The following is a 25,148-nucleotide window of genomic DNA, read 5'->3' as shown; positions in this document are numbered from 1 at the left end:
GACATCCTCTATATGATTGGTTTCTGGATCAGGATAAATAAGGCTCTTATGACAACTGTCGAAAGCTTTAGTTTCTAATCATGGATCGATTGACCAGCATGTCAGTGTTCGTCAAGGCCGCGGAGGCTGGATCTTTCGCGGCAGCTGCGCCCGCGCTTGGCCTCTCTTCGCCGATGATCGGCAAGCATGTGCGCTTTCTCGAAGAGCGGATCGGCGCGCGGCTTCTCAACAGGACGACCCGGCGGCAAAGCCTGACCGAAGTAGGCCGTGCGTTTTACGAACGCTGCAAACTTGTGCTTGCCGAAGCCGAGGCCGCCGAGGCGCTCGCCCAGGATTTGCAATCGGTTCCGCGCGGCCGTTTGCGCGTCAACGCACCCGTGACCTTTGGTTCCTACAGCCTTGTGCCGATGCTCACGCGATATATGCGTCAATATCCGGAGGTGACAGTTGACCTCACCCTATCCGACCGCATCGTCGACCTGATCGACGATGGCTACGACGCGGTGATCCGAATCTCGCCGCTGACCGATTCCACATTGATCGCACGGTCGCTTGCGCCCTATCGGCTGCTCGCGTGTGCGTCGCCGGCCTATCTTGCTGAACGCGGCGCCCCGGCGGCGCCGGCGGACTTGATCGGCCACGAATGTCTCGGCTTCGCCTATTGGGCGCGGCCGCCGCTCGATGAATGGGATTTCACCAATGCTGAGGGTGTCCATAAGGTCAAGGTGCACAGCCGCTTCCTCGTCAACAACGGCCAGGCGCTGCGCGAGGCGGCGCTGGATGGCTTTGGCATCATCCTGCAAGCAGCAGACATGTTGAGGGACGACCTTGTCTCCGGGCGGCTCGTGCGGGTGTTACCAAACTATGAGACGCCATCCCGGCCGATGCACATCCTTTTTGCGCCTGATCGCCGTCCGACACCGAAATTGCGCAGCTTCGTAGATTTCGTCGCGGCAACCTTCGGCTGAGTGCCGACGCTGAAATCGGAACAGGCTCCTGCTGTTCTCAAACCAAGCCGAATGTCAGGTGCCAAGCGATACCGGCCAGGGATGAAGCGAGCAGTGTCTGTATCATCCCGATTCTGAAGCGGAAAATGGCGATGACCGCAGCAAGCGTCAACAATGCCGGTGCAACGTTGATTGAAGAGAGAACGGGAATATCCAGTACGATCCCGTAAGCCTGCCAGCGCACGACCTCACCGAAAATGACGTGAAGCGCGAACCATACGGCAAGGTTCATGATCACCCCGACGACGGCCGCAGTGATCGCCGACATTGCCCCGGTCAACGCACTGCTGTTCCGGAGACCCTCGATGAAAGGCGCGCCGAGGAATATCCAGAGGAAACACGGCACGAAAGTCACCCACGTCGTCAGGATGGAAGCCAGGGTGGCAGCCGTCAGTGGCGACTGCGTCCCAGGATCGCGATATGCACCCATAAAACCAACGAACTGCACCACCTGGATCAATGGCCCCGGTGTCGTTTCTGCCATGCCGAGCCCATCCAGCATTTCACCGGGCCGCAGCCATCCATAATTCTGGACTGCTTCCTGCGCCACATAGGACAGGACGGCATAGGCGCCGCCAAACGTCACCATCGCCATCCTGCTAAAGAAAACGCCGATCTGGCTGAAGACGTTTTCTGATCCGAAAACCAGGACAATGACTATGACAGGTGCGAGCCACAAGAACAGGAAGGCCGCTGATATCTTCAGCGACCAGGCGAGGTTCGGCCGTGCATGGGCAGGCGTTTCTTCACCGAGCGCCGAATCCCGATCGGCCAGTCCCGGACCCGAACTTCCATGGCCGCCCCCCACTTGAAACAGCGGCGAGCCAGCCCGTCCACCAATGTAGCCAATGATCGCTGCTGTCAGGATGATCAAGGGAAATGGGACATGGAAGGCGAAGATTGCAAGGAATGCTGCCACGGCGATCAGCACCATCACCCTGTTCTTCAGCGCCCTTTTGCCGATCCTGACGACCGCCTGCAGAACGACGGCGAGAACGGCGGCCTTCAGACCGAAGAACAGACCCTCAACTATTCCGACATTTCCGAAGATGACATAGATGTAGCTAAGGGCAAGGATCGACAGAAAGCCCGGAAGAACAAACAGAATCCCGGCGACGAGGCCGCCTTTTGTCTTGTGCAGGAGCCAGCCGATATAGATGGCGAGTTGCTGGGCCTCGGGGCCCGGCAAGAGCATGCAGTAATTCAGTGCATGCAAAAATCTGCTCTCGCCAATCCACCGTTTCTCGTCGACCAGAATGCGGTGCATGACCGCGATCTGTCCGGCAGGACCGCCGAAGCTCAGCGAGGCGATGCGGAGCCACACCCGGACAGCGTCACCGAAGGAAATGCCGTGGCCTTCACGGGTCTCCGGTGGCATCCCGATTTCATTGCTCGTGATATCGGACATGTTCACGCTCCCGGCTTTCGATTGGGCCAGTTGTGCGTCTCATCCGTGGCATCACGGCACCACCGGTAGAAGGCGTCATATAGCGTCATGCCGGCTTCGAGTTGTTCGAGGTCGTCTGAAAAGATGCGCGAGAGGCCAAGCGATGCCGCCAACAATCCCGGGGCTTCGGGAGCAAGGTCCGGGCGAGCCGTGTCGGCTCCACGAACGATAGCGGCGAGCCTCGATAATGGTTCGGATATCAGGCCAAACTCTTCGATCATCACGTCGAAGGTGCAGAGCTCATCGCGATGGCTCCAGAACACGTTTTCGATATCGAATGGTGCTGCGTTGAAGCGGTCTGCGACAGCTTCAACCTCGGCAGGTGTCACGAACAGGAAGACCGCATCCGGATCGATAAAACGGCGGATCAGCCATGGACAGGCAATCCGGTCGATCTTCGGACGCGCACGCGTCACCCAAACCGTGCGTCCTTTTTGATCGGGAGGCGGCAGGAGTGAAACTGGAACTGCTGGAAGTCCCGCGCCTGTCCAGGCTTCGTAACCTCCGTTCAACACTTCAGCCGGCACACCATTGTGACGTAAAAGGGCTGCCGTCCCCTCGCTGAGTTTCTTGCCCTGCTGGCAGATTATGACGGCCCGCTTGCCATCAAGTTCATGAGCCCAGAATCCCACGTCCTTGTGGGACCGCCGGCGTGAGCCAGGAATCAGTCGCGGATCCAATGCAAAATCCTCATCAATGCGGACATCGATGAGAACAGGACTGGTGGCCGTTCCAACCAGCCGTGCTAATTTGTCGTGAGTAATAGTCGTCGTCGAAGACATGTCGCGTCCCTCCGGTGAAGTCGGTTTGTTGGACGCGATACTTGGGCTGTCGCCTCGTGGGGAGATCGCAATCCCCATAAGTGTTAGATTGGCACGAACGCAAATTATGTCAAGCGATCACTCGGCGACCCGAAGTGGCGCGAATTCCAGCAGCTGTCGCACTACGCTTCATAAAACTATACTATGCGGCCTTTGGCTCGACTTCGACCGTCACGTGCGAAAGATCGTGGATATGGGAAAGTTTTTCCCGATAGGACGAAGGCGCTTTTGGATGTTCACTGACGAGCGATACGATAGCCCCGTGATGACCAGGGCCAAGTTGCCAGACATGCAGGTCGGTGATGAGGTCACCTTCGATTTCGATGGCCGAGCGAATTTCTTCGGGCAGATCTTCATCTGACGGAACATAATCCAGCAGAACCGCGCCTGCATCACGAACAAGACCCCAAGACCATCTGGCAATGACAAGCGCGCCGACGATACCCATGGCGGGATCGAGCCACAACCACCCGTAGACGCTTCCGGCAAGAAGAGCGGCTATGGCGAGGACAGACGTTAATGCATCGGCAAGAACATGCAGGTAGGCCGCGCGCAGATTGTTGTCGTGGCCATGGGCATGGTGCTCATCGTGACCATCATGATGATGGCCATGGTGCGAGTGATCATCCCGCAGAAGCCACGCGCACACCAGATTGACAGCCAGACCAATCACGGCGACCGCAATTGCCTGCGGAAAGCTGATCGGAACCGGGTTGGCAAGACGAAGGAAACTCTCCCAACCGATCAGAAGGGCGATCAGTGCAAGCACGACTGCGCTGGCGAATGCGGCAAGATCGCCGAACTTTCCGGTTCCGAACGTGAAGCGAGGGTTGCGGGCATTCTTGCGGGCGTAGAGGTAGGCCAGTGCCGCGATCAGCATGGCGGCCGCGTGCGTGGACATATGCCAGCCATCAGCGACCAGTGCCATTGAACCGAACACGGTTCCTGCTGCGATCTCGGCCACCATCATCGTCCCCGTCAATGCGATGACGAACCAGGTGCGGCGCTCGTTGCGCGCATGGTTGTCTCCGAGAAAGACATGATCGTGAGCGCCCGCTTCGGGATGCATCCAGTGGTCATGGTTCATTTGAGATATTTCCTTACAACATCAATGAGTTCGGCCGCTCCCTGCGCACGATCGCTATCCTCATCGTTGTCAGGATCAACGACGTGTATGCGGATGTGATCCTCGATGAGTTCGCCCATCAGCCCGTTCACGGCGCCACGCACGGAAGCGACAAGATTGAGGATATCACCGCATGGCACTTCGGCATCCAGGGCGCGCTCCACCGCCTCCATTTGTCCTTTGAGGCGACGAATTCGTCCCAGCAACTTGGCTTTCTCTTTTGTAGTGTGCGACATAATATAACCCCCTACCCTATATTTCGTACCAGTTCAAGCCGAATCATCTCCAGACAAGAAACACCTAAACAAGGTGCGGGGCTGGAAATGGAACAATTTGTCCTATTAGAGCGTTTGCTTTATGCACAATATGTTGATATCAACGTATTAGACGAGACCCTGCATAACGGCGTCCACGTGCCAGATGCTTGGGGCCGCCGACATCGTACGCAAGCCAATACAACCACTAGAGGACGCGGTCATGAATACCACTGACTCACTTACACCCACGGCGGAACTGGTAGAGCGGAACGGGGTTCGCTTTCCAAACGAAAGCAACGAATATCGGCAGGCGCGCGATGCACTCCTGGCGGAAGAAATTGAACTCAGGCGCCACATCGAGCGCGTCGCCGCACAGCGCCGGGCACTGCCACCCGGCGGTGAAGTGACCAGGAACTACCGGTTCGAGAGCGAGGATGGCCCTGTAAGTTTTGCCGACCTGTTCAACGGCAAACAGACACTCGCGGCCTATAGCTACATGTTTGGGCCCGAGCGTAAAAGACCGTGCCCGATGTGCACCTCGCTGCTCAGCGCTTGGGATGGCGAGGCTCGTGACGTCGAACAGCGCATCGCCCTGGCCGTGATCGCGCGCTCGCCGATCGAGCGGCTTGTCGCGTTCAAAAAGGAACGCGGCTGGCACGGTCTCAAGCTTTATTCGGACATGAGCGGCGATTACACCCGCGACTACGTGAGCGCAGAGGACGCCGACGTTCCAGCCTTCAACGTCTTCACTCGCCGCGATGGCACTATCCGCCATTTCTGGAGCGGTGAAATGGGGATGGCGACCGCCGATCCGGGACAAGACCCGCGTGGTGCGCCCGATCTTATGCCGCTCTGGACAATTCTCGATTCCACACCTGAGGGCCGCGGCTCAGACTGGTATCCGAAGCTGGAATACGGAGCCGCAGGCTGACGAGATCGCAGCGTCAAACAATCAGGACAATACCGGTGATCGCAAGCGCCGCGATCCAGACAAGGTCAAAATTGATCCATCCGCGGCGTAAAAAGGAAAGGCCAAGCCATTCATAGACCGAAATCGCAATAGCCAGGATCACCGCAAGCATGGCGGCCATGTGCATGCTGATAGCTGCCAGGGCTATCGGCAGTGAACCCGCTGCCGTCAGGTCCTTTGCCGGGCTGGCCGAGAGGCATAGTGGAATGACCACCGGCACGAGCATGAGGCCTGCCCCATGGGCAGTCGCCATCAGGAATGACCACAGCCCAAGCCCCATCATGCCCGTGGTCATGCCGACCCGCACGCGATGACGATGGCCATATGCGGCATAGTGAATAGCCCAGCCTAGCAGCACTGTTCCAGCGGTGACTTCCAGCACGCGCTGATCGACTATGAGACCCAGCAACACCGCTGCCAGCGCGACAACACCAATCGAAACCATGTGTCCTATTGCGATGGGGATCACAGACAGAACTACGGCTCTTCGGCTTTTCCTGTGCAGACCGAGCGCGACCGCAAAAAGCCAGCCCATAGCGGGGTTGAGGCCGTGAAAGATGCCAAGGCCAGCAAGCACCAGCCACGGTGACACGGCTACCATTTTTTACACGACTATTCGTTTTACGGGTGCCGGCCTCATCAAGGATAGCAGTAGGAATCGGACGAACAATCGCCTCCCTCCAGTCGCACCTGATGCGGACGATGACCTTTCGGCCAGTCAACGAAGAAATTTTCGTCGAATGTGATCCCGCCGTTCTCCCCAACGTCAAGCTTCACCATCCAGCCGTCGATGCCCTCGGGATAGAATTGCGGATCGATGGCGCCGTAGAGCGAGTTGGTAAAGTAAACCCGCTTTCCATCCCTGCTGATCTCGACCATTTGCGGGCCACCGTTGAGCGCGCCGTTCGCTGCTTTGGCATGGGTTGCCCGCGACACGATACCGCCAATCCGAACCCGGCCTGTCTCTTTTGGGCTGAACGGGTCTGACACGTCGTACTGGATCATGTCGCCTGTGCCCCAGCAGGATACGTAGAGGAAGCGGTCATCCATCGACAGATCGATATCGGTCACGAGCGGCGCCACCGCCTTGAAGCCCTGCAGCACAGGTGGCAACAGGGCAGGATCGGCAGGTTCTGCCGGAATCTCGATCACCTTTTTAACGGCCCATTTGTTGCCCTCGCGGTACCAGGTCCAGATCGATGCCGAGAGGTCCTTCAGGCTGATGACGCAGCCAACGAAGCCATAGGCCTTGGTCGGATCATGTGCCGGGCGCAATTCGAACACGAGCTGGTGCTCTTCGCCGAAGTCGATCTCCTGCAGGTGTTTACGTTTGTGAAGATCCCAGAAATGCAACCTGCGGCCATATTTGCTGCCCAGCAGGATCTCTGGAACGAGCCCGTCCTCGAATGTATCAGGGGTTCCCCATTCACTCGTCACCATCGTGTCGTGTCCGAGGTGCCACCAGAAATCATAGGCGAGCTTCTGGGGACCCCGGTCCATCTCCCACTGACCGAGGACATTGAAGCTTTCAGGATCGAGCAGGAATATGCCGCCGGGAGCCTTGCCCTCGGCGTTTCCGAGTGCGTTCACATAGATCCCTTCGGGACCGCAGTGTATGGTGTGCAACCGTGAATAGCCCGCCTTCTCGGCAATCTCTTCCGGCTCGATGACCTTGACGATTTTCGGATTTCTGGGGTCCGGCTTGGTGTCAATAATGTGCAGCCTTGATGACCGCAGGCCCGGTACGACGAGATAACGTCGTTCCATATGAGGGTGCGGCGCGTTGGGACAAAGGCACGACGAGCAGGCGTTCCAGCCGAAATGATGCAGCTCGTCGCCAGCATTCGGCATGTCGACCTGGCCGACAATCCGGGAATAGGAAGAAGACCTGGGGTCTACGTCGACGACGGCTATTGCATCGGGTTTCTTGCGGTCTGGATCGAAGGCGGCCACGTAGGCCAGCTTTTCTTCAGGTGCCTTTGCGGCCATTCTCGGCGAGGGATAGAAGGAAGGATCGGGTTGCCAGGTTGCCATGATGGAACTCTCCTCTTGTTCAAAACGGAGTCTTGCGCAGCGGTTCCTAAAATGAGTGTGACGGGCGATCTTCGCACTTGGGAGAAGCGGTGTCCAATCAAGTCATTTGATGACAGATGCCGTTCTGACTTGTTTTTGCCTCAGAAGTCGACGCGGGGGGTGTCCGGCATGGGATTTTCAAAAAGCATCCAGAACGAAACGCCGTAAGCGTGCTCATACCAGGCTTCGAAGCGTCCAAGCGCATCATCGATACCTGACGTTTCATCGGGCGTCTCCGCGCCGCCCGATGCACGATGAAGCGCAATGACTACGGGCGCGAAACGCGCAAGCGTTGCGTCTCTCGTTTCGCTGTCTGACGACCAGCCAAGTCTCACCCGTATCAGTGCAAGCGCGCGGGCGACCGCGATTTCCTCACCACTTTGCTCCGCCAGATCGCTACTGTCATCCACTTGCGGCCTTGCAGCCTCGGCAACTGACCGCATCAGATTCATCCGGCGAAAGGCGAAGGCACGTTCGCGTTCGAGTGTCGTTATCCGGGTTGCCGCTTCCAGCCGATAAGCGACCTCTGCCGATTGCGCCGTTTCAGCGGCTTGCTGCAGTCGCTCGATATAGGTGGTTGCCGTCGTCATCGGGAGCTTTCGGAGTTGCCTGAGGATGGCGGAAGAGAGTGGGAGTCGAACCCACCAAAGACCGTCTCTCGGCCCCTCCCGGATTTGAAGTCCGGACGCCCCACCGGGGACGATTCTCCTCCAGAAACAACATTTTCGCCGGTTGCACCTTCTGTCATACCGGCAAAAAGATCCAGACGGTTCCGGTTAACGCGGCGGAGATCACCACGGCGCAATGTGATGCTATGGTGATCGAAGAAATCAAGGATCTGGATTGCAACCTTGCGGCCATTTTCAACGCGGTCACGAAATTGCGCGGCCGTGAACCAGCCTTCATCGGCAGCTAAGCTAACCTCGGCGACGATCGCAACCATTTCTGCGACCGTGCCTCGCAGGAAGAAATGGTCGTGTGCGACCTCGTGTACCTTGCCCATGCGGCTGCCCAGCTTCAGTAGCCGGCGCACCTGCGGCTCCGGCACCGCGAACAACTCGGCAATGTCGCGGACGCGCGGCGGGCGGAACCGCTCGGCCCCGCCTAGTAATGGCTCAATCGCATTCCACAGCCGCTCGTCAGCCGGGGCCATCGTCACTTCATGACCGGCAAGCCGGACCCAGGCTCCTTCAAGCGCGATCTCACCGCTACGGGCAAGACTTTGCAGGGCTGCACGGAACGCAGGTACTGGCAGGCGCGGATCGAGCTGCGTCCGCAACCGCTCAATGCCGATTCCCAACAAATCCGGATTGTCAGCATGGAAAGTTTCGAGCCGGTCCAGAAGGTCTCGCTGGAATTTCTGCCAGTGCCCAAACGACACGGCGAGAACCGAAGCATCAAAGGGCAACCGCACGGCGCCCGATAATTCCGCCAATGCGCTGACATCCGCCGCCGCCATCGCCCTGTCGCGGGCGAAGGCCGTAACGTCCAGATAAAATGGCGGTACTGCCAGCAATGCTTCCATCGTCCGATCCGGCTCGATCAATTCTTGCGCATCGAGCTGTGCCCTTCGTTCCGGAGTGCGGCGTTTGCGGGCCGGAGCACGCAAATCGAGGAAGCGGCCGCCGCCGATCGTGCGCCGGGCCGACGTGTCGCGGATGACATAACGATCGCCAACCGCTGCAGCGATGGGCTGATCAAGCACAAGCTGTACGCGGGTGCGTGTTCCAGGCCCGATGGGCTCATCGGCCAGCAAGACGATGCGAGCGCCTACCTCAGTCGAGGCATGATGGAGCCGTACCGGGAACCAGTGACCGATCGGCTTGCGTTCGGAGCCAAGCACACGCAATGTCGCATCAATCCGGCTCGTCGGCGCGTGAAGGCTGCTGTCGAGCACCATATCTCCACGATTGATGGCTGACTTCGTTATGTCTGCACCGGCGAGATTGAGAGCACAGCGATCGCCGGCGCGGCCAACTTCACTCGGCTGGTTCTGTGCATGGATTGAACGGATGCGGGCAGAAAGGCCCGACGGGCTCACGGTCACATGCTCATCGACAGATATCATCCCGGAAAGTACAGTTCCGGTTACGATCGTGCCCGCCCCTTGTATTGTGAATGAACGATCTACTGCCAGCCGGAAGCACCCCGTCGCCTGGCGCCGGGCGAATTTGCGGGCAGCGCCAGTGATCTCATCCCGTAACACACCGATCCCTTGACCTGAAACCGTTGAAACCGCGATTATCGGCGCATCGTAAAGCGCCGTGCCAGCAAGTTCGTTTCGTATTGCGGTTTCGACCTCGATGAGCCGTTCTTCCTGCACGAGATCCGCCTTGGTGAGCGCGACGACGCCGCGTTCGATACCGAGAAGGTCGATGATGGCGAGGTGCTCGTGCGTCTGTGGCATTACTCCGTCATCGGCGGCAACGACCAGCAGGGCAAAATCGATGCCGCTGGCCCCGGCAAGCATGGTGTGGATGAACTTCTCGTGTCCCGGCACATCCACAAAGCCAAGTATCTCTGCCCCTTCTACGGGCATATAGGCAAAGCCGAGATCGATCGAAATGCCGCGGGCCTTTTCCTCTTTCAGCCGGTCCGTGTCGACATTGGTCAGTGCCTTGACCAGCGATGTCTTGCCATGATCGATATGCCCTGCGGTTCCGATGATCATGGGGCCCCTTCCTCGATGAGCGCTGGCATTGCAGCACGGCGCTCGGCTTGGGCGAGTTGATCCGCATCGAGCGGGGCACGCACGACATCGAAAAAGGGCGCGGCCAGCCTGCTGCCGCCTTGGCGCGCTCTCAATAACCAAACGAATGCCTCGACAGGATCGCGGGCGACACCGTTTCCCAGATGATATGCGGCGCCAAGCATTGCTTGCCCGTCGGCATCGCCGGCGTTTGCACCACGCTGCCACCAGCGAACCGCCTCCACCGGATCACGCGGGACCCCGATGGCGTTGTGATAAAGCATTCCCAGCCGCGTCATCGAGGCTGCAGAGCCGTTTTGGGCAGCAGCAAGCGCCCAACGACGTGCTTCCGCAGGATCTGGTTCGGCGACTTCACCTTCCAGCAGCATCCAGCTCAACATGTCCTGAGCTTCGCCGTCGCCTTGTTCTGCCGCCTTGCGGTAAAGCGCCGCTGCCCGTTCACGGTCTGGCTTGATCCCCTCGCCTTTGAAGAGGAGGGTTGCGAGGTTGCGCTGCCCTACCGGGTCACCGGCTTCCGACGACAAAGTCAGCCAGTCATGGGCAAGTTTAGCATCTTTGGTAACGCCCAACCCTCCGGCAAAACACGCGCCGATATTATTTTGAGCTCGGGCATTTCCGGCTCGCGCCAAAGGTTCCCATATGGCGAGCGCCGTTGCGTAATCGCCTTTGCTGGCTGCCACTAGTGCGATCGCCATCTTGTCCTCGGGCGATGCGTCAGTCTCGGACTGTTTTCGCGAGAACCGGCTAAGAAGGCTCATCGTCAGAGCCCCCTTTGAACAGCGGATGGACACCGGCAAAATTGGCCACAAAACCTGCCTCGTCCTCAAGGCAGCGAAGGTCCAGCACCAGAGATCCGCGCTCGACACGGCCGATGACCGGCATCGGAAGTCGTCTGAGTGCCGCTGCCAACTCGGCCAGCACGCGGCCGCTGCTCTCGATAGGCGTCAGGGACAAGCCAGCGCTTGGTATCGTGGAAAGCGGCAGGGCCCCGGAGCCGATCTGACTTTCGCACGCAATAACGGAAACTCTGAAAGCGCCTTTCAGCGCACGTTCCACGACCGGGGCCAATCGTTGCGCCTGCGCGTCGATGTCGGCCTGCGAGCGGGTAAGCAGTCGCAGAGTGGGCAGGCGCTCGCTCAGGCGATCCGGATCGCGATAGAGCTGCAATGTCGCTATCAGCGCCGCGAGGCGGATTTTGTCGACACGCAGCGCCCGTTTCATCGGGTTCTTGTTGATCGTCTCAACGAGCGTCTTGCGGCCCACGATGAAACCGGCTTGCGGCCCGCCCAGGAGTTTGTCGCCGGAAAAGGTCACGATGCCGGCACCCTCTTTGATCGCTTCGCGCACAGTCGGCTCGTGCGCAAGCCCGAAACGGGTGAGATCCGTCAGGGTGCCGGAACCGAGGTCATTGACCAGAGGCACACCCTTGCCGCGAGCGATGCCGGCCAATTCACGTGCGCCCACTTCCTTGGTAAAGCCCTCAATGCGGTAGTTGGAAGTATGGACTTTCAATATCAGGCCTGTATCGGGGCCGATGGCATCGTGATAGTCCCGGGCATGGGTGCGGTTCGTGGTGCCGACCTCGACAAGGCGAGCACCGGCGCGCGCCATAATATCCGGCATACGGAAAGCCCCGCCAATTTCGATCAACTCACCGCGTGAGACGATGGCTTCCTTGCCCGACGCCAGACTGTTGAGCACGAGAAGGACCGCCGCAGCGTTGTTGTTGACGATAGTCGCATCTTCCGCCCCGGTGAGTTCGCAAATGAGCGTGCGCAGATGGTCATCGCGTTCGCCACGCTTGCCGCTCTCAAGATCGAACTCGAGAGCAACGGCCTCCCGCATGGCCGCCGTTGCAGCCTCGATCGCTGCTTGCGCAAGCAAAGCGCGGCCGAGATTGGTATGCAGCACGGTGCCGGTCAGATTGAAGAGAGGCCGGAGCGTCGACTGGTCATCCGCATCAAGTCTGGCAAGAGCGGCAGCCATGATGTTTTCCGGAGCGGGAACATTGCGGCCTTCACGGACCTCGTTACGTAAATCAGCCACTGTTGCCCGCAACGCTTCAGTGACGGCCGGACGTCCAAATCGCTCGACTGCAGCGCCCGCTGATGCCGACGTCAAAAGCTGATCCACCGAAGGAATGCGGCGTAAACTGGCGTTGCTATCCATTTCTGCCTCCTTAAAAACCGGCAAGCAGCGGAGAAAACCCGCCTCGATGATAGGGCCCTTTGCGCATCAGAAGGTCGAGGCTCAGGCTTGCTACGTCATCGGCAACGGGATCGGCCGCAGGCTCCTTGTTCTGGTACAAGATCTTCGACCAGCCGTGGCATTCGTCGCAGGTCTCGGCTTTGATGACCCCGCCATGGCCGTCGATCTCCTGATAACCGATCCCCTTGGTGGAACCGCAAAGTACGCATTTGACACGGACATAGTGCCAGAGCGTGCCACACAGGGAACATGAGCAAAACCGCGCGCCGTGCGAACCGGGCCAGCCGACGACCATCGACGACGCCGGCACGCCGCCGCAGACAGGACAAACGCCATCCGCCACCGGTGCCAGCGCCGCCACATCGAGAACAGATGCGAGCCGGGCGAAGTACACCTGAAGCGCTGCCCACACAAAAACATGCTCGGCAATCGCATCTCCGGGCAATGTGTTGGAGAACACGGCCTGCGCCATGGTGAAGCGTTCGGCACGATCGGCTGCAGTCACGCTTGCAAGCGCTGCTGCGGCAGCAACCGGTTTCTCGATTGCGACCGCGGCGGCGAACAGGCGATCGAATACCGTGCTGGCCGACTCGTTACGCTCTATCAGGCTTCGGTCGAGCGGCGGCATCTCGAACTCGCGTGCACGCGCGACAGTCTCTGCATCGGGACTTTCCGGCAGAGGCAGATCCGACTGGATATCGTTTTGGGCTCGCGCAAGTTCCGCAAGGAAATTCAGATAAGGAGCGAGGTTGCTGGTTTCAGCCAATTGGCGCAGGCGTGCCGATCTGGCAGAAAAAAGCGAGGCGGGATCTGGAAGACGCGCAAAGGGCGGTGACGAAATATTTCCGATCGCTGTTGGATCCGGTACGATCGCGCTTTTGCGACTCATCACACTCCCTCACGAACCCGCCGGGCCACGTGGACCGATGCTTAACGCCCTGTTATTCGGCGGGCGTTCTCCCCGATTTACCTTTCGACGCTTTTGCGACCAGCTCGCGCAACCATTTGCGATGATGCCGCCACGCCCAGCCGCCGGTCACGGAACCGCGGGTCATTGCCCTTATTGTACCGCGTACCCAGATCGCTGCATAGACATGGATGATCCAGACACTGATTGCAAAAATAGCGGCAATCGAGTGCACGAGAACCGCCCATCGCTTCTGCTCGATCGTGGTGAACACGGAAAAATACTGATCCCAGATTATCAGGCCTGTTGTTATGAGAATGATGATCAGAGCCGACATCGACCAGAATACAAATTTCTGCCCGGCATTGTATTTACCGACATCCGGCAAGCGTTCTTCGTGTCCCGTCAGCACATCCCGAATGCGCGCGAGCCAGGTGCCATCCTCCCGCTTCCAGAGATTGGCCTTCCAGAAGCGGAGAAACAGACCGAAAAAGCTGAAAAACAGGAGAACACCAATCCACGGATGAATGATCCGTGTCAACGGGCCACCACCAAACAGCCCCGTCAGGAAAAACAGGCGCGGATGGAACAAGGCCAAGCCGGACAGTGCCAGGAGCACGAGGCTTGCCGCAGTGATCCAATGATTGACGCGTGCGCCCGCCGTGTAGCGATCGACCGTAACAGGTTTGCCGGGATGAACTCCGTCGCCTTTCTCCACGTCGTAATCCGTGTTCATGGCCGCGGCTCCTCTTCGGTCAGCTTTTCGGCAGCCTCTTCGTCCTCTTCGGAAACGCGGTTCGGTCCCGTAACCAGATAATGCATGAACCCGGCCGCAGCAGCAAAGCCGATCACCGCGAGCCCGGCATATTTCGTGACACCCTTCCAGGCCTCGACGATCGGGCTGATGCGCGGATTGTTCGGCAAGCCGGCATAAATCTCCGGCTTGTCCGCATGATGCAGCACATACATGACGTGCGTGCCGCTAACACCCGGCGGATCGTAAAGCCCCGCATTGGCGAAACCGCGCGATTTCAAATCCGTGATACGTCCTGCCGCGTGCTGCTTCATCTCCTCCTTGGTGCCGAAAACTATCGCTTGCGTCGGGCAGGCCTTTGCACAGGCGGGCCCCTGCCCGACGGCCAAACGGTCGGAGCAGAGCGTGCATTTATAGGCGGTATGATCGACCTCGGAGATGCGCGGAATATTGAACGGGCATCCCTTGATGCAATAGCCGCAGCCGATGCAGTTCTCGTGGACGAAATCGACAATACCGTTCGAATATTGCACGATGGCGCCAGGCGCCGGGCAAGCCTTGAGGCAGCCTGGATCCTCGCAATGCATGCAGCCATCCTTGCGAATGAGCCACTCCAGATTATTTGTCTCCGGATTCTCCCATTCGGTGAAGCGCATCAGCGTGAACATGTCCGGCGTCAGGTCATGCGGGTTTTCATAGACGCCCGTGTTGACGCCGATCTCTGGGTGTGTGTCATTCCACTCGATACAGGCCGACTGGCAGGCCTTGCAGCCGATGCACTTGGAGACGTCGATGAGCTTTGCCACCTCGGTCTGCCGTTGTGCGGGCGGCGTCACGGTTGACGCCGACCGGCGGATCAGGTCCTGAACGCCAAATTTCGGAGGTTCAGGCTGGGTGGTGGGGTTTGGAACAGGCGGGAACATGGCAGCCGTCTCCTATGCCACCGGCCCGGCGATGGGCTCGATATTGACCAGGAACGCCTTGTATTCAGGCGTCTCGATATTGGCGTCACCGACAAAAGGCGTGAGCGAATTCGGGCCAAAACCTTTCTTCGCTACCCCGGTGAAACCCCAGTGCAACGGAATGCCCACCACATGAACCGGCTTGCCGTCGCAGATCAAAGGTTTGATCCGCTTCGTCACAACCGCCTTGGCTCTGATCGATCCGCGCTTGGACCACACTCGCACCCACCCGCCCTTGACGATGCCTTTCTCCTTGGCGAGTTCCTCCGATATCTCGACGAAGAATTCCGGCTGCAGGACAGCATTCACCCAGACATGCTTGGTCCAATAGTGGAAGTGTTCGGTGAGACGGTAGGATGTTGCCGCATAAGGAAATTCCTGCGAAGCAGGTTCGGCAAATTGCGCGAAATCGCCCTTGAACACCCGCGCCGCCGGATTGCCGCGAACCTTCGGGGCGATGAGGTTTGTGACCGGCGACTCAAACGGTTCGTAGTGAGCCGGGAACGGTCCGTCGCGCATCATGCCGCGAACGAAGAGGCGCGACACGCCCTCCGCGTTCATGATGAATGGGCCGACGTCCTGCGGCTTGGCCGTCGGCGCGATATCCGGCACGTCGTAGCCTGACCATTTCTGCCCGTCCCACTCGATCAGCTTGCGGCTTGGATCCCAAGCCTTACCGTTCAGGTCCGCTGAAGCCCGATTGTACAGGATGCGGCGGTTGACCGGCCATGAGAACGCCCACTTGGAATAAGCGCCGGTCTCGTCGGGGTCCGACGTATCGCGCCGGGCCATGTTGTTGCCGTTCTCGTTGAAACAGCCAGAATAAATCCAGCATCCGCTCGACGTGGAGCCATCGTCGCGCAACGCGGCGAAACTCGGCAACCGCTTGCCCGCTTCAACCACCACCTTGGTCGGATCGGTCGGGTCATAGAGCGTGGCATACGCCTTGCCATTGATTTCCTTGGCCAGCTCTTCCGCAGTCGGCTCGCCCGGATCGGCATAGGACCAGTCAAGATTGATGATCGGATCGGAGAACGCTCCACCCTCCTTGCGGTAAAGGTCCCTCAGACGCGTATAGATCTGCGCCATGATCCAGTTATCCGTCTTCGCTTCACCGGGAGGCGTACCGCCAGGCCAATGCCACTGCAGCCAGCGCCCGGAATTGGTGAGCGAGCCCTCATCTTCAGCGAAGCAGGTGGAGGGCAGTTGGAAGACCTCCGTCTGGATCTGCGAAGAATCAACGTCGTTGAACTCGCCGTGATTTTCCCAGAACCGGGATGTTTCCGTGTCCAACGGATCCATTGTGACGAGGAACTTGAGTTTCGACAGGGATGCGGTCAGCTTCGTTCTGTTCGGGGCTGCGAGCAGCGGATTGAACCCCTGACAGATGTATCCCGTCATCTTGCCTTGGTTCATGAGCTCGAAGGCGCGCAGCACATCGTAACCCGGCACATCGAGCTTGGGCAGCCAGTCATAGGCAAAATGATTTTCCGGTGTCGCCGCCGGACCCCACATTGCCTTCAGGAAACTGACAAAGAACTTCCTGTAGTTCTGCCAGTAGCTCATCTGGTTGGGCCGGAGTGGCTTGAAGCCGCGTGTCGACATGTAGCTGTCGAAATCCACCTCTTTCTCCGTCGGCAGTGTCATATAGCCAGGTAAGAGGTTCGACATCAGGCCAACGTCCGTGAGGCCTTGAATGTTGGAGTGACCGCGCAGTGCGTTCATGCCGCCGCCACGCACACCGATATTGCCCAGGATAAGCTGCAACATCGCCATCGAGCGGATGTTTTGCGAGCCTTTCGAATGCTGTGTCCAGCCAAGTGCATACATGGACGTCATCGTCTTGGTCGGAGTTGAGCATTCCGAGATCATCTCGGCCACTTTCAGGAACTTCTCCTTGGGCGTACCGCAGATGCGCTCAACCATTTCCGGCGTGTAGACAGAGACGTGTGCTTTCAACAGGTTCCACACACAACGCGGATGCGTCAGCGTGTCATCCACCTGGGCGTACCCGTCATCGCCGATTACATATTCCCAGCTCGACTTGTCATAGTCGCGCTTCGTCTCATTGTAACCGGTGAATAAGCCGTCCTTGTACTCGAAGCCGTCCTTTACGATGTAGGCGGCGTTGGTGAATGCCTTGACATACTCCCACTGCACCTTGTCGTTCTGGATGCAGTAATTCATCACGCCAAGCAGGAAGGCGATGTCCGACCCCTGACGGATCGGCGCATAGACATCGGCAACCGATGCCGAGCGCGTGAAGCGCGGATCAACGACAATCAGCCTCGCACCACGGTTGGCCTTGGCCTCCGTGACCCATTTGAACCCGCAAGGGTGCGCTTCAGCGGCATTGCCTCCCATAATGACAACAAGATCCGTGTTCTTGATGTCAGTCCAGGAGTTGGTCATTGCACCACGGCCAAATGTTGGGCCCAAACTGGACACCGTTGGGCCGTGTCAGACACGTGCCTGGTTATCGAATACCAGCATTCCGGCGCTGCGCACGACTTTATAGGTCACAAACGCCGTTTCATTCGTAGTTGCGGAGGCGGCGAGGAAACCGGTCGTCGTCCACCGGTTTACTGTCACGCCGTCATTGTTCTTCTGGACGAAATTGCCGTCGCGATCGTCCTTCATCAACCGGGCAATGCGATCAAGCGCGTCATTCCAGGAGATACGCTCGAACTTGTCCGAGCCGGGCTTGCGGACCATCGGATATTTCAGGCGCGTCTCGGCCTTGACGAAATCGAGCAGCGCCGCACCCTTCGGGCAAAGCGTTCCGCGATTTGTCGGATGGTCGGTATCGCCCTCGATATGGATGATTTCGGCCTGTTCGCCCTTTTTCAGATCACCCTTCGAATACATGATGATGCCGCATGCAACGGAGCAATAGGGACAGGTATTTCGGGTTTCGGTGGTATTCACAAGTTTGAAAGCGCGGATCGCTTCGGCGTGTACCGCCTCGACTTCGCCAAAGCCAAGGGCTCCAAGCGCCGTGCCCGCAACACCCGCGCCGGCCGCCGCAAGAAACTGGCGCCGCGAGAGTTCCATGTTCATAGCATGTTACCTCCCTTCAAGCCGGCTCTGCCAACACAGCATGCCGGAGGTTCAGATACGTACTCTACAATTCGAGACGCAAACTGTCGGCAATTCCAACCAAATCCTACCTGACCAAGTGTTATTGTCAAATCAAGAAGAAGCGATAAAATACGAATGTAAAATAGATAGCCGCGACCGTTATGCCGCGGCGTACGAATGGTCTTTGCGAAACCCATCCAGTCGCGAGAAATCACGATCTTATCTGACCGCCTTTGCAAACATCGTTCGCAAATAGTCGTGGGAAGCGCATCATGGATGATCGAACTTCATCGTCGCCGATACGTCTGACGTCGCTTGCCCATGGCGGCGGCTGTGGCTGCAAGCTGGCACCTTCCGTTTTGCAGCAATTGCTTGCCGATCAACCCGCCGCCGAACCGTTTGCCCGGCTGCTCGTCGGAACCGAAACGGGTGACGATGCCGCTGTCTGGCAGCTCGATGAGGAAACCTGCGTGATCGCGACAACGGACTTCTTCATGCCGATGGTCGACGATCCGTTCGACTTCGGCCGGATCGCGGCAACCAATGCGATCTCCGACGTCTATGCAATGGGCGGAAAACCGATCATGGCACTCGCCATTCTCGGCATGCCGATCGACAAGATGCCGGCTGAAATGGTGCGCGAGATACTGAAGGGCGGAAGCGCCATCTGTGCAGAGGCCGGCATCCCCGTTGCCGGTGGTCATTCGATCGATTCTCCAGAGCCGATCTACGGTCTTGCGGTAATAGGCACCTGCCCTGTTGCCAGTCTGAGGCGCAATAGCGGCGCCAAGCCCGGTGACACGCTGATTCTGACCAAGGCGCTCGGTGTCGGAATTTACTCGGCGGCATTCAAGAAAGGCATGTTGCCGGCTGCTGATTACGCCGAGCTCGTTGCATCGACGACGCTTCTCAATCGCATCGGCAGCGAACTCGCCAAGAATGCGGATGTGCATGCCATTACGGACGTCACCGGCTTCGGCATTCTCGGCCACGCCCTGGAGATGGCACGGGGTTCGAACGTCCGGATATCGCTGCGCGCTGGCGATATTGCTCTTTTTGCCCACGGCGCCGAACTCGCACAGCAAGGATTCGTTACCGGGGCATCCCATCGCAATTGGACAAGCTACGGTGCAGACGTCGCCTTACCCGACGATTTTCCGGCGTGGCGACGCCACCTGCTCACCGATCCCCAGACCTCTGGCGGACTTCTTGTTTCATGCGGCGCGGAGCGGGCGGCGGGCCTGCTCCAAAAAATCGCCGCCGCGGGCTATCCCGCAGCCCGGATCATCGGTTCGGTGGAGGCAGGAAGGCCCGGATTGCGCATCTTTGCCTGATTGTATCTCCAGAGCAATTTCTACGCCTTTGCGACATCGCCCCGAGAGACAAGGATGGTGGAGAAGTCAGCATTGTTGTAGAATAAGTCATGGGCCTGATGAGAAAATTCATCGGAGATTGGTTCGGACATAGTCGTGCCGCCCTTTCCGTTGCCGTAGTGTTACTCGGTACCTTTTTACCCGTATTGCCGAACGATGCGCAGACCGGACGTACCGCGCTGGTACTGCAACTCGAAGGGATCGTTGGCCCAGCCTTATCCGACTATATATTGCGTGGCCTGCGAACGGCGGCAGACCGCAATGCGTCTCTCGTTATTCTGCAAATGGACACGCCCGGCGGCCTGGACACGTCGATGCGCGACATCATTCGTGGCATCCTCGGCTCGCCGATCCCCGTAGCCACTTATGTCAGTCCAAGCGGCGCACGCGCAGCCAGCGCCGGCACCTACATTCTCTACGCCAGTCACATCGCGGCGATGGCGCCCGGGACCAATCTAGGCGCCGCGACGCCCATCCAGATCGGCGATTTGCCATTTCCAGGAGGCGGCGAGGAAAAGAAGGACAAGGATCAGGACACCAAGACAAAAAAGGATGGGGATGACGCGGTCACTCCCCCTACACCGCACAGTCCGATGGAAGCGAAAGCGATCAACGACGCGACTGCCTATATCCACTCGCTGGCTGAATTGCGCGGCCGGAACATCGACTGGGCTGAAAAAGCGGTGCGTGAGGCGGCAAGCCTTTCTTCCAGCGCGGCGCTCAAAGAACATGTGATCGATATCCTCGCAACGAGTGTGGATGATCTTCTCGCCCAAGCCAATGGCCGCATCGTCAGTGCGGGAGGAAAAGAAATTACGCTCGATACCAGAGGTCTTACTCTTGAGCATATCAAACCGGACTGGCGCACCCAACTGCTGATGGTGATCACGAACCCGAATGTCGCGCTGATCCTGCTGATGATCGGCATCTATGGACTTATCTTCGAATTCATGGCTCCGGGTTCGTTTTTTCCGGGAACCATTGGCGCGATTTGCCTTCTCGTCGGTCTATACGCACTCGCTGTGCTTCCCGTGAATTTTGCCGGCCTTGGCCTCATTATCCTTGGCCTTGCGCTGATGGCGTCCGAAGCTTTCGTGACGTCTTTCGGCGTTCTGGGCATTGGCGGCGCCATAGCTTTCATATCCGGCGCCACGATATTGATCGATACCGACATTCCAGCCTTCCGTATTTCCTGGCCGCTGACCGCTGGCGTCGCCCTAACCAGTCTGGCGCTTTCCCTGATCATAATCCGACTGGTCTTTTCCTCGCACAATCGCCCGGTGGTGACGGGCAGCGAGGAGATGGTGAGGGCCTATGGCGAAGTCCTGGACTGGCGTGGGCGCCGGGGGCATGTCCTCGCCCATGGTGAACGGTGGACGGCAATATCCGAGACGCCGCTTAAAAAGGGACAGCAGGTCCGTGTAGCCGGCATCGAGGGCATTGTCCTCAAGGTCGAACCCGATCAGCCGGAGAGTAGTTAGTGGAGGATCTTCCAATGCTTATCACTATTTTCATTCCGATCATCGTCATCCTTCTGATGCTCTTGGCTGCCGCGATCAAGATATTGCGGGAATATCAGCGCGGCGTGGTGTTTACGCTCGGCCGCTTCACCGGCGTTAAAGGACCGGGCCTGATCATCCTTATCCCCTTTGTCCAGCAAATGCTGCGTGTCGATCTGCGGACAGTAGTGCACGATGTGCCAAGCCAGGATGTAATCTCGAAAGACAATGTCTCGGTGCGTGTCAATGCGGTTCTCTATTTCCGCGTCATAGACCCCGAGCGGGCGATGATCCAGGTCGAGGACTTCCTGATGGCAACGAGCCAGCTTGCCCAGACGACGTTGCGTTCTGTGCTGGGCAAGCACGATCTCGACGAGATGCTGGCGGAGCGCGACAAGCTTAACAATGATATTCAGGAAATTCTTGACGCACAGACCGACGCCTGGGGTATCAAGGTCGCAAATGTCGAGATCAAACATGTCGATCTCAACGAAACCATGGTGCGCGCCATTGCCCGGCAGGCCGAGGCCGAACGTGAACGGCGCGCCAAAGTCATCAACGCCGAAGGTGAGCAACAGGCTGCTCAGAAGTTGCTGGAGGCCGCCCACATCCTGGGCCAACGGCCGGAAGCGATGCAACTGCGTTACCTCAGCACGCTGAATGTGATCGCCAATGAGAAAAACTCAACGATTGTGTTTCCCTTCCCGATGGAACTTGGCGAGTTCTTCAAGGCGGCGGCAACCAAATCCAAATAGCAGTGTTATACTTCCAGGCCCACGACCAGTTAGCATCAACGGTTATAGCCTCGGGCGGCGGGTTTCGATCGTGAGGTGAGAAGTCCAAATGCCCCTCAATCCAACCTGGGACGATATTGTTGTCCGGTTACTGCTGACCGTTGTCGCCGGCGCAATAATAGGGCTCGATCGAGAAGCAAGCGGGCACGCCGCCGGCTTTCGCACGACCATCCTCGTAGGTCTAGCCGCTTGCACCGCCATGATTCAAGCCAATCTGCTTTTATCGACAGTCGGCAAATCGCCTGATTCTTTCGGCAATATGGACGTCCTGCGGTTTCCACTCGGAATTCTGACAGGTGTCGGTTTTATCGGTGGCGGAGCCATATTCAAGCGCGGTGATCTCGTCACGGGAGTGACAACAGCGGCAACGCTCTGGGTCATGACTGCAATAGGACTTGCTTTCGGCGGCGGTCAAATTGCTCTGGCAAGCATAGTGACAGCAATGGCGTTTCTGACCCTGTGGGCCTTGAAATGGCTGGACGCACATATCCCCCGGGAGCACCGGGCGATTCTGTCTATCATCAGCACGCCAAATGACCCTCCCTCTGATCTTGAAAGCCGTATTCGCCCCCTCGGCTACCGCGCGCGTTTCGTGAAAAAGGCTCAAGGAGCAGAAAACAACCATTTCATTGTTTCCTATGAGATTCGTTGGCGGCGGCCGAAAATAGCCGATCCGCCCACCGATCTCCTTGAATTTTTGGAGAATAATTATTCGGTCGATATGTTTGATACGATCAGGGAGTCCGATCCGTAGGAGACGCATTGCTCACCGAAAAAGCCCGGGGGGCTGGAGCGGATCCTTGCCGATGCCGGCCTTAAAAAGGACGGCGAGCTTGCGACCCGCCGTCAAGTTGGTGAGCCCTGAATATTGGTGGCATAGCTGCATCGAAGGCTCAGCTGACCTCGAAATCAGCGACCCCAAAACTAATGAATTCCAAGTTGGTTCCGCGCCTGTCTGCCACTGGACCAAATAAAAGGCCTGAATATCGCCGCCGCAGGTCGAACACGCCGTTCGAACCACCTTGTGTTGAAGATCGCGCAAACTCTTCGTTGATGTACCGGAAGTTTCACGCAGCGCGAGAGCTGGATGTTCGGGGACATCCATGCAGATACCATGCGAAGAGCTGCAGGTACCGCCGCAAACAACTTCAAGCCGCCGCAAAACCTGGACCTATTCGCCAGTATTCTAAATTCTGCCGGACTGAACGAGGGTAGAAGAATGAATAGCTCATGCAAGTTGAACCGCTCTAACTGCTGGCGGCGATTTCAGTCCCATTGTCACGCGTCACCGCCGTGCGGCTTGTCTCGCCAGCTTGCCCTGTCACACTCCTCTTTTTCGGCGTCAACGAAACGCAAGCTTGTTCGCGCGACCGACGGCAAATTCACAAAGGAGTGATAACGATTGAGACATCATCAAATTGACGGAAATTGTTTATTATGATAATTAATTGTGCTCAATGTATAAGAGAAAAGGGAGAGTTGAAATGCGCAAATTATTCACGGGATTAATGGCAGCCGCCGCCATCTTGGTGTCGAGCACCCTTGCCTTAGCAGCAGATTCCAAACCGACAGTCGTTCTGGTTCACGGGGCGTTTGCTGACGCTTCCAGCTGGAACGGCGTTATTGGCCGATTGGAGAGAGATGGCTACCCAGTCGTGGCGGTTGCCAATCCCCTGCGGAGCGTCAAATCGGATGCCGACTATGTAAAGCGAATCGTTACAGGGCTGAAGACACCCGTCGTGCTTGTCGGCCATTCATATGGCGGCTCGGTCATCAGCGAAGCCGCTGCCTCGGCAACCAATGTACGTTCACTTGTTTACGTCGCAGCCTTCGCGCCTGAGATCGGCGAAACTGCTGTCAGTCTTTCCGGCAAGTTCCCTGGCAGCACACTTGCTCCAACACTTGCCGCTCCTGTCGAGTTAGAGAACGGGACAAAGGATCTCTATATCCAGCAGGACAAGTTCCACGACCAGTTTGCCGCGGACGTTTCTGAAAGCGATTCAAAGCTCATGGCCGCGACGCAGCGCCCGGTAACAGAAGCTGCACTCACGGAGGCGGCGACAGCCGCCGCGTGGAAAGATCTTCCCGCTTGGTTTGTCTATGGAGACGCGGACAAGAATATTCCGCCAGAGGCCCTCGGCTGGATGGCTGAGCGCGCTCATTCGAAGGGCACGGTTGTCGTAAAAGGCGCTTCCCATGTCGTGATGGTTTCGCACTCTGACACGGTCGCCAAGGTGATTGAGGAAGCAGCATTAGCCCGCTAGCCAGTCCGCTGCTGCAACAGAAGCAACCGTTAGGCAATTTACTTTCGAGGAGGAGCGAGGGGCAGCACGCCAGCGATGTCTCGGAAAGGCACGCCCTCTTCGGCAACCCCGCGATCGCCATCGCCATGGACCGACGGGTGAAGGCACACCACCGAAACGCACGCCCCGCGCGCCCACCGTAGCTGCCACTTCTTCCGAGGCGAGGCGAGGACTCGCGCGGCGCCGGAAGGGGGCGCAGTGTCTCCGGGCCAGCGTTCCGACCGAATGACGCGAGCGCAGAACTTTGGCAAGATGGTCAAGCTCCTTCGCAGTGGTATAAAAAGACCTTGTCCTGACGCCGTGTTGAACCTCTCGCGAATATCCATAACACAAACGTTCTTCAAGCGGCTTGATGCACCCCTGTGACACCGAACGGGATTGAACTTTGGACACGCAATCACAGTCTGCCAGAACCTGCATTCACTAGCCGAACCATTGGCGCTTTCGCGCCATTACTGTCGCTGCTCAACACCCCGCGCGGCGCACGGGGTCTATTTGCAAGTTCAGCAATACAGAATGGTAGTATTTGATCGCCATCCTCTTGCAATATTTGCTTTGGCCGTCATTGAGCAGTCCTTTGCCTGTCAGGTCATTGAGTAGTATTATTTGACACGGGCGCATAAGCCCGTGCTTTCGGGAGGAGCAAATGACCAAATCAAGGATCCAAACATGGGATAAGACTTCGCGCCGCAAGTTCCTGAGCGGGGCGGCGGTGGCAGGGGCAGCGATTGTTGCTGCACCGAGCGTCGTCAAGGCACAAGGGCCTGTCAGCATGCGCTGGCAAAGCACATGGCCCTCCAAGGATATCTTTCACGAGTTCGCGCTCGATTTCGCCAAGAAGATCAACGACATGACG

At 58.1% G+C, this 25,148-nt stretch carries 21 protein-coding genes, 1 tRNA gene and 1 pseudogene; 8 read left to right on the top strand and 15 right to left on the bottom strand.

Translation table 11 applies throughout. The features are described from left to right. Positions 1-80: 80 nt before the first annotated feature. Positions 81-968, top strand: coding sequence for a LysR substrate-binding domain-containing protein (locus tag ACSQ3H_RS23730; RefSeq protein ID WP_436119579.1), 888 nt, complete (start codon positions 81-83; stop codon positions 966-968). A 37-nt stretch (positions 969-1,005) separates the two neighbouring features. On the opposite strand, the gene chrA is transcribed toward ACSQ3H_RS23730, so the two are convergent. The 4 genes from chrA to ACSQ3H_RS23710 form a co-directional block, all read right to left on the bottom strand. Beyond that, the gene (gene chrA, locus ACSQ3H_RS23725; RefSeq protein ID WP_436119578.1) at positions 1,006-2,415 is read right to left on the bottom strand and encodes a chromate efflux transporter; all 1,410 of its coding nucleotides are present in this window, start codon (positions 2,413-2,415) and stop codon (positions 1,006-1,008) included. Positions 2,416-2,417: 2 nt separating this feature from the next. Continuing rightward, positions 2,418-3,236: a chromate resistance protein ChrB domain-containing protein gene (locus ACSQ3H_RS23720; protein WP_436119577.1), complete on the bottom strand. Its 819-nt coding sequence runs from the start codon at positions 3,234-3,236 to the stop codon at positions 2,418-2,420. A gap of 181 nt (positions 3,237-3,417) precedes the next feature. Beyond that, positions 3,418-4,362 (bottom strand): CDF family Co(II)/Ni(II) efflux transporter DmeF, encoded by a 945-nt coding sequence (gene dmeF / locus ACSQ3H_RS23715; RefSeq protein ID WP_436119576.1) that lies wholly within the window; start codon positions 4,360-4,362, stop codon positions 3,418-3,420. Then, positions 4,359-4,637: a metal/formaldehyde-sensitive transcriptional repressor gene (locus ACSQ3H_RS23710; protein WP_436119575.1), complete on the bottom strand. Its 279-nt coding sequence runs from the start codon at positions 4,635-4,637 to the stop codon at positions 4,359-4,361. The genes dmeF and ACSQ3H_RS23710 overlap by 4 nt, the downstream gene beginning before the upstream one ends. Positions 4,638-4,878: 241 nt before the next feature. On the opposite strand from ACSQ3H_RS23710, the gene ACSQ3H_RS23705 reads away from it, so the two are divergent. Continuing rightward, positions 4,879-5,589, top strand: a complete 711-nt coding sequence (locus tag ACSQ3H_RS23705) for a DUF899 family protein (RefSeq protein ID WP_436119574.1) — start codon at positions 4,879-4,881, stop codon at positions 5,587-5,589. Positions 5,590-5,602: 13 nt separating this feature from the next. Here ACSQ3H_RS23705 and ACSQ3H_RS23700 read toward each other — a convergent pair whose 3' ends face one another. The 11 genes and pseudogenes from ACSQ3H_RS23700 to fdnG form a co-directional block, all read right to left on the bottom strand. Beyond that, entirely contained in the window at positions 5,603-6,229 is a 627-nt protein-coding gene (locus ACSQ3H_RS23700) for a hypothetical protein (RefSeq protein WP_436119573.1), read from the bottom strand. A 38-nt stretch (positions 6,230-6,267) separates the two neighbouring features. Next, positions 6,268-7,662: a selenium-binding family protein gene (locus tag ACSQ3H_RS23695; protein WP_436119572.1), complete on the bottom strand. Its 1,395-nt coding sequence runs from the start codon at positions 7,660-7,662 to the stop codon at positions 6,268-6,270. A gap of 140 nt (positions 7,663-7,802) precedes the next feature. Then, positions 7,803-8,291 (bottom strand): hypothetical protein, encoded by a 489-nt coding sequence (locus ACSQ3H_RS23690; RefSeq protein ID WP_436119571.1) that lies wholly within the window; start codon positions 8,289-8,291, stop codon positions 7,803-7,805. A 26-nt stretch (positions 8,292-8,317) separates the two neighbouring features. After that, positions 8,318-8,413, bottom strand: a tRNA-Sec gene (locus tag ACSQ3H_RS23685). A gap of 81 nt (positions 8,414-8,494) precedes the next feature. Then, positions 8,495-10,372 (bottom strand): annotated as a pseudogene (selB, locus tag ACSQ3H_RS23680) (selenocysteine-specific translation elongation factor); the annotation flags it as partial. Next, positions 10,369-11,169 (bottom strand): tetratricopeptide repeat protein, encoded by an 801-nt coding sequence (locus ACSQ3H_RS23675; RefSeq protein WP_436119570.1) that lies wholly within the window; start codon positions 11,167-11,169, stop codon positions 10,369-10,371. The gene ACSQ3H_RS23675 and the pseudogene selB, both read right to left, overlap by 4 nt. Beyond that, entirely contained in the window at positions 11,156-12,580 is a 1,425-nt protein-coding gene (selA, locus tag ACSQ3H_RS23670) for an L-seryl-tRNA(Sec) selenium transferase (RefSeq protein ID WP_436119569.1), read from the bottom strand. Before selA ends, ACSQ3H_RS23675 begins: the two co-directional genes overlap by 14 nt. A 10-nt stretch (positions 12,581-12,590) precedes the next feature. Beyond that, a complete protein-coding gene (fdhE, locus tag ACSQ3H_RS23665) occupies positions 12,591-13,508 on the bottom strand; it encodes a formate dehydrogenase accessory protein FdhE (RefSeq protein ID WP_436119568.1) in 918 nt (305 codons plus the stop codon). A gap of 52 nt (positions 13,509-13,560) precedes the next feature. Continuing rightward, positions 13,561-14,262, bottom strand: a complete 702-nt coding sequence (locus ACSQ3H_RS23660; RefSeq protein ID WP_436119567.1) for a formate dehydrogenase subunit gamma — start codon at positions 14,260-14,262, stop codon at positions 13,561-13,563. Beyond that, positions 14,259-15,203 carry a formate dehydrogenase subunit beta gene (gene fdxH, locus ACSQ3H_RS23655; protein WP_436119566.1) on the bottom strand — a complete coding sequence of 315 codons (945 nt, stop codon included), beginning with the start codon at positions 15,201-15,203 and terminating at the stop codon, positions 14,259-14,261. The genes ACSQ3H_RS23660 and fdxH overlap by 4 nt, the downstream gene beginning before the upstream one ends. 12 nt (positions 15,204-15,215) lie before the next feature. After that, complete coding sequence (gene fdnG, locus ACSQ3H_RS23650; protein ID WP_436119565.1) at positions 15,216-18,302, bottom strand: formate dehydrogenase-N subunit alpha; 3,087 nt, start codon at positions 18,300-18,302, stop codon at positions 15,216-15,218. A 293-nt stretch (positions 18,303-18,595) separates the two neighbouring features. Here fdnG and selD point away from each other — a divergent pair, with 293 nt between their 5' ends. The 6 genes from selD to ACSQ3H_RS23620 form a co-directional block, all read left to right on the top strand. Then, positions 18,596-19,657, top strand: coding sequence for a selenide, water dikinase SelD (gene selD, locus ACSQ3H_RS23645; RefSeq protein ID WP_436119564.1), 1,062 nt, complete (start codon positions 18,596-18,598; stop codon positions 19,655-19,657). Positions 19,658-19,746: 89 nt separating this feature from the next. Further along, complete coding sequence (locus ACSQ3H_RS23640; RefSeq protein WP_436119563.1) at positions 19,747-21,177, top strand: NfeD family protein; 1,431 nt, start codon at positions 19,747-19,749, stop codon at positions 21,175-21,177. A 14-nt stretch (positions 21,178-21,191) separates the two neighbouring features. After that, complete coding sequence (locus ACSQ3H_RS23635; RefSeq protein WP_436119562.1) at positions 21,192-21,950, top strand: slipin family protein; 759 nt, start codon at positions 21,192-21,194, stop codon at positions 21,948-21,950. A gap of 88 nt (positions 21,951-22,038) precedes the next feature. Continuing rightward, on the top strand, positions 22,039-22,743 hold the full coding sequence (locus tag ACSQ3H_RS23630) for an MgtC/SapB family protein (protein ID WP_436119561.1): 705 nt from the start codon (positions 22,039-22,041) through the stop codon (positions 22,741-22,743). 730 nt (positions 22,744-23,473) lie between these two features. Then, positions 23,474-24,253 (top strand): alpha/beta fold hydrolase, encoded by a 780-nt coding sequence (locus ACSQ3H_RS23625; RefSeq protein ID WP_436119560.1) that lies wholly within the window; start codon positions 23,474-23,476, stop codon positions 24,251-24,253. 685 nt (positions 24,254-24,938) lie between these two features. Continuing rightward, positions 24,939-25,148: twin-arginine translocation signal domain-containing protein (locus tag ACSQ3H_RS23620; protein WP_436119559.1), on the top strand; the 210-nt coding region annotated here is incomplete at its 3' end.

The sequence above is a fragment of the Phyllobacterium sp. LjRoot231 genome (genome assembly GCF_964253365.1).
Classification (GTDB): Bacteria; Pseudomonadota; Alphaproteobacteria; order Rhizobiales; family Rhizobiaceae; genus Phyllobacterium.
The sequence above is the reverse complement of the archived record's forward strand: the minus strand, read 5'-3'. Positions and strand labels throughout refer to the sequence as shown.

Excerpts from the sequence above, each read along its gene's own strand:
- ACSQ3H_RS23690 (WP_436119571.1), bottom strand. The coding sequence starts at position 8,291 with ATGACGACGGCAACCACCTATATCGAGCGACTGCAGCAAGCCGCTGAA.
- ACSQ3H_RS23675 (WP_436119570.1), bottom strand. The coding sequence starts at position 11,169 with ATGAGCCTTCTTAGCCGGTTCTCGCGAAAACAGTCCGAGACTGACGCA.
- ACSQ3H_RS23630 (WP_436119561.1), top strand. The coding sequence starts at position 22,039 with ATGCCCCTCAATCCAACCTGGGACGATATTGTTGTCCGGTTACTGCTG.
- ACSQ3H_RS23695 (WP_436119572.1), bottom strand. The coding sequence starts at position 7,662 with ATGGCAACCTGGCAACCCGATCCTTCCTTCTATCCCTCGCCGAGAATG.
- ACSQ3H_RS23730 (WP_436119579.1), top strand. The coding sequence starts at position 81 with ATGGATCGATTGACCAGCATGTCAGTGTTCGTCAAGGCCGCGGAGGCT.
- selD (WP_436119564.1), top strand. The coding sequence starts at position 18,596 with ATGGATGATCGAACTTCATCGTCGCCGATACGTCTGACGTCGCTTGCC.
- ACSQ3H_RS23720 (WP_436119577.1), bottom strand. The coding sequence starts at position 3,236 with ATGTCTTCGACGACGACTATTACTCACGACAAATTAGCACGGCTGGTT.
- ACSQ3H_RS23705 (WP_436119574.1), top strand. The coding sequence starts at position 4,879 with ATGAATACCACTGACTCACTTACACCCACGGCGGAACTGGTAGAGCGG.
- fdxH (WP_436119566.1), bottom strand. The coding sequence starts at position 15,203 with ATGTTCCCGCCTGTTCCAAACCCCACCACCCAGCCTGAACCTCCGAAA.
- dmeF (WP_436119576.1), bottom strand. The coding sequence starts at position 4,362 with ATGAACCATGACCACTGGATGCATCCCGAAGCGGGCGCTCACGATCAT.
- ACSQ3H_RS23635 (WP_436119562.1), top strand. The coding sequence starts at position 21,192 with ATGCTTATCACTATTTTCATTCCGATCATCGTCATCCTTCTGATGCTC.
- ACSQ3H_RS23625 (WP_436119560.1), top strand. The coding sequence starts at position 23,474 with ATGCGCAAATTATTCACGGGATTAATGGCAGCCGCCGCCATCTTGGTG.
- ACSQ3H_RS23700 (WP_436119573.1), bottom strand. The coding sequence starts at position 6,229 with ATGGTAGCCGTGTCACCGTGGCTGGTGCTTGCTGGCCTTGGCATCTTT.
- selA (WP_436119569.1), bottom strand. The coding sequence starts at position 12,580 with ATGGATAGCAACGCCAGTTTACGCCGCATTCCTTCGGTGGATCAGCTT.
- ACSQ3H_RS23710 (WP_436119575.1), bottom strand. The coding sequence starts at position 4,637 with ATGTCGCACACTACAAAAGAGAAAGCCAAGTTGCTGGGACGAATTCGT.
- fdhE (WP_436119568.1), bottom strand. The coding sequence starts at position 13,508 with ATGAGTCGCAAAAGCGCGATCGTACCGGATCCAACAGCGATCGGAAAT.
- ACSQ3H_RS23640 (WP_436119563.1), top strand. The coding sequence starts at position 19,747 with ATGGGCCTGATGAGAAAATTCATCGGAGATTGGTTCGGACATAGTCGT.
- ACSQ3H_RS23660 (WP_436119567.1), bottom strand. The coding sequence starts at position 14,262 with ATGAACACGGATTACGACGTGGAGAAAGGCGACGGAGTTCATCCCGGC.
- chrA (WP_436119578.1), bottom strand. The coding sequence starts at position 2,415 with ATGTCCGATATCACGAGCAATGAAATCGGGATGCCACCGGAGACCCGT.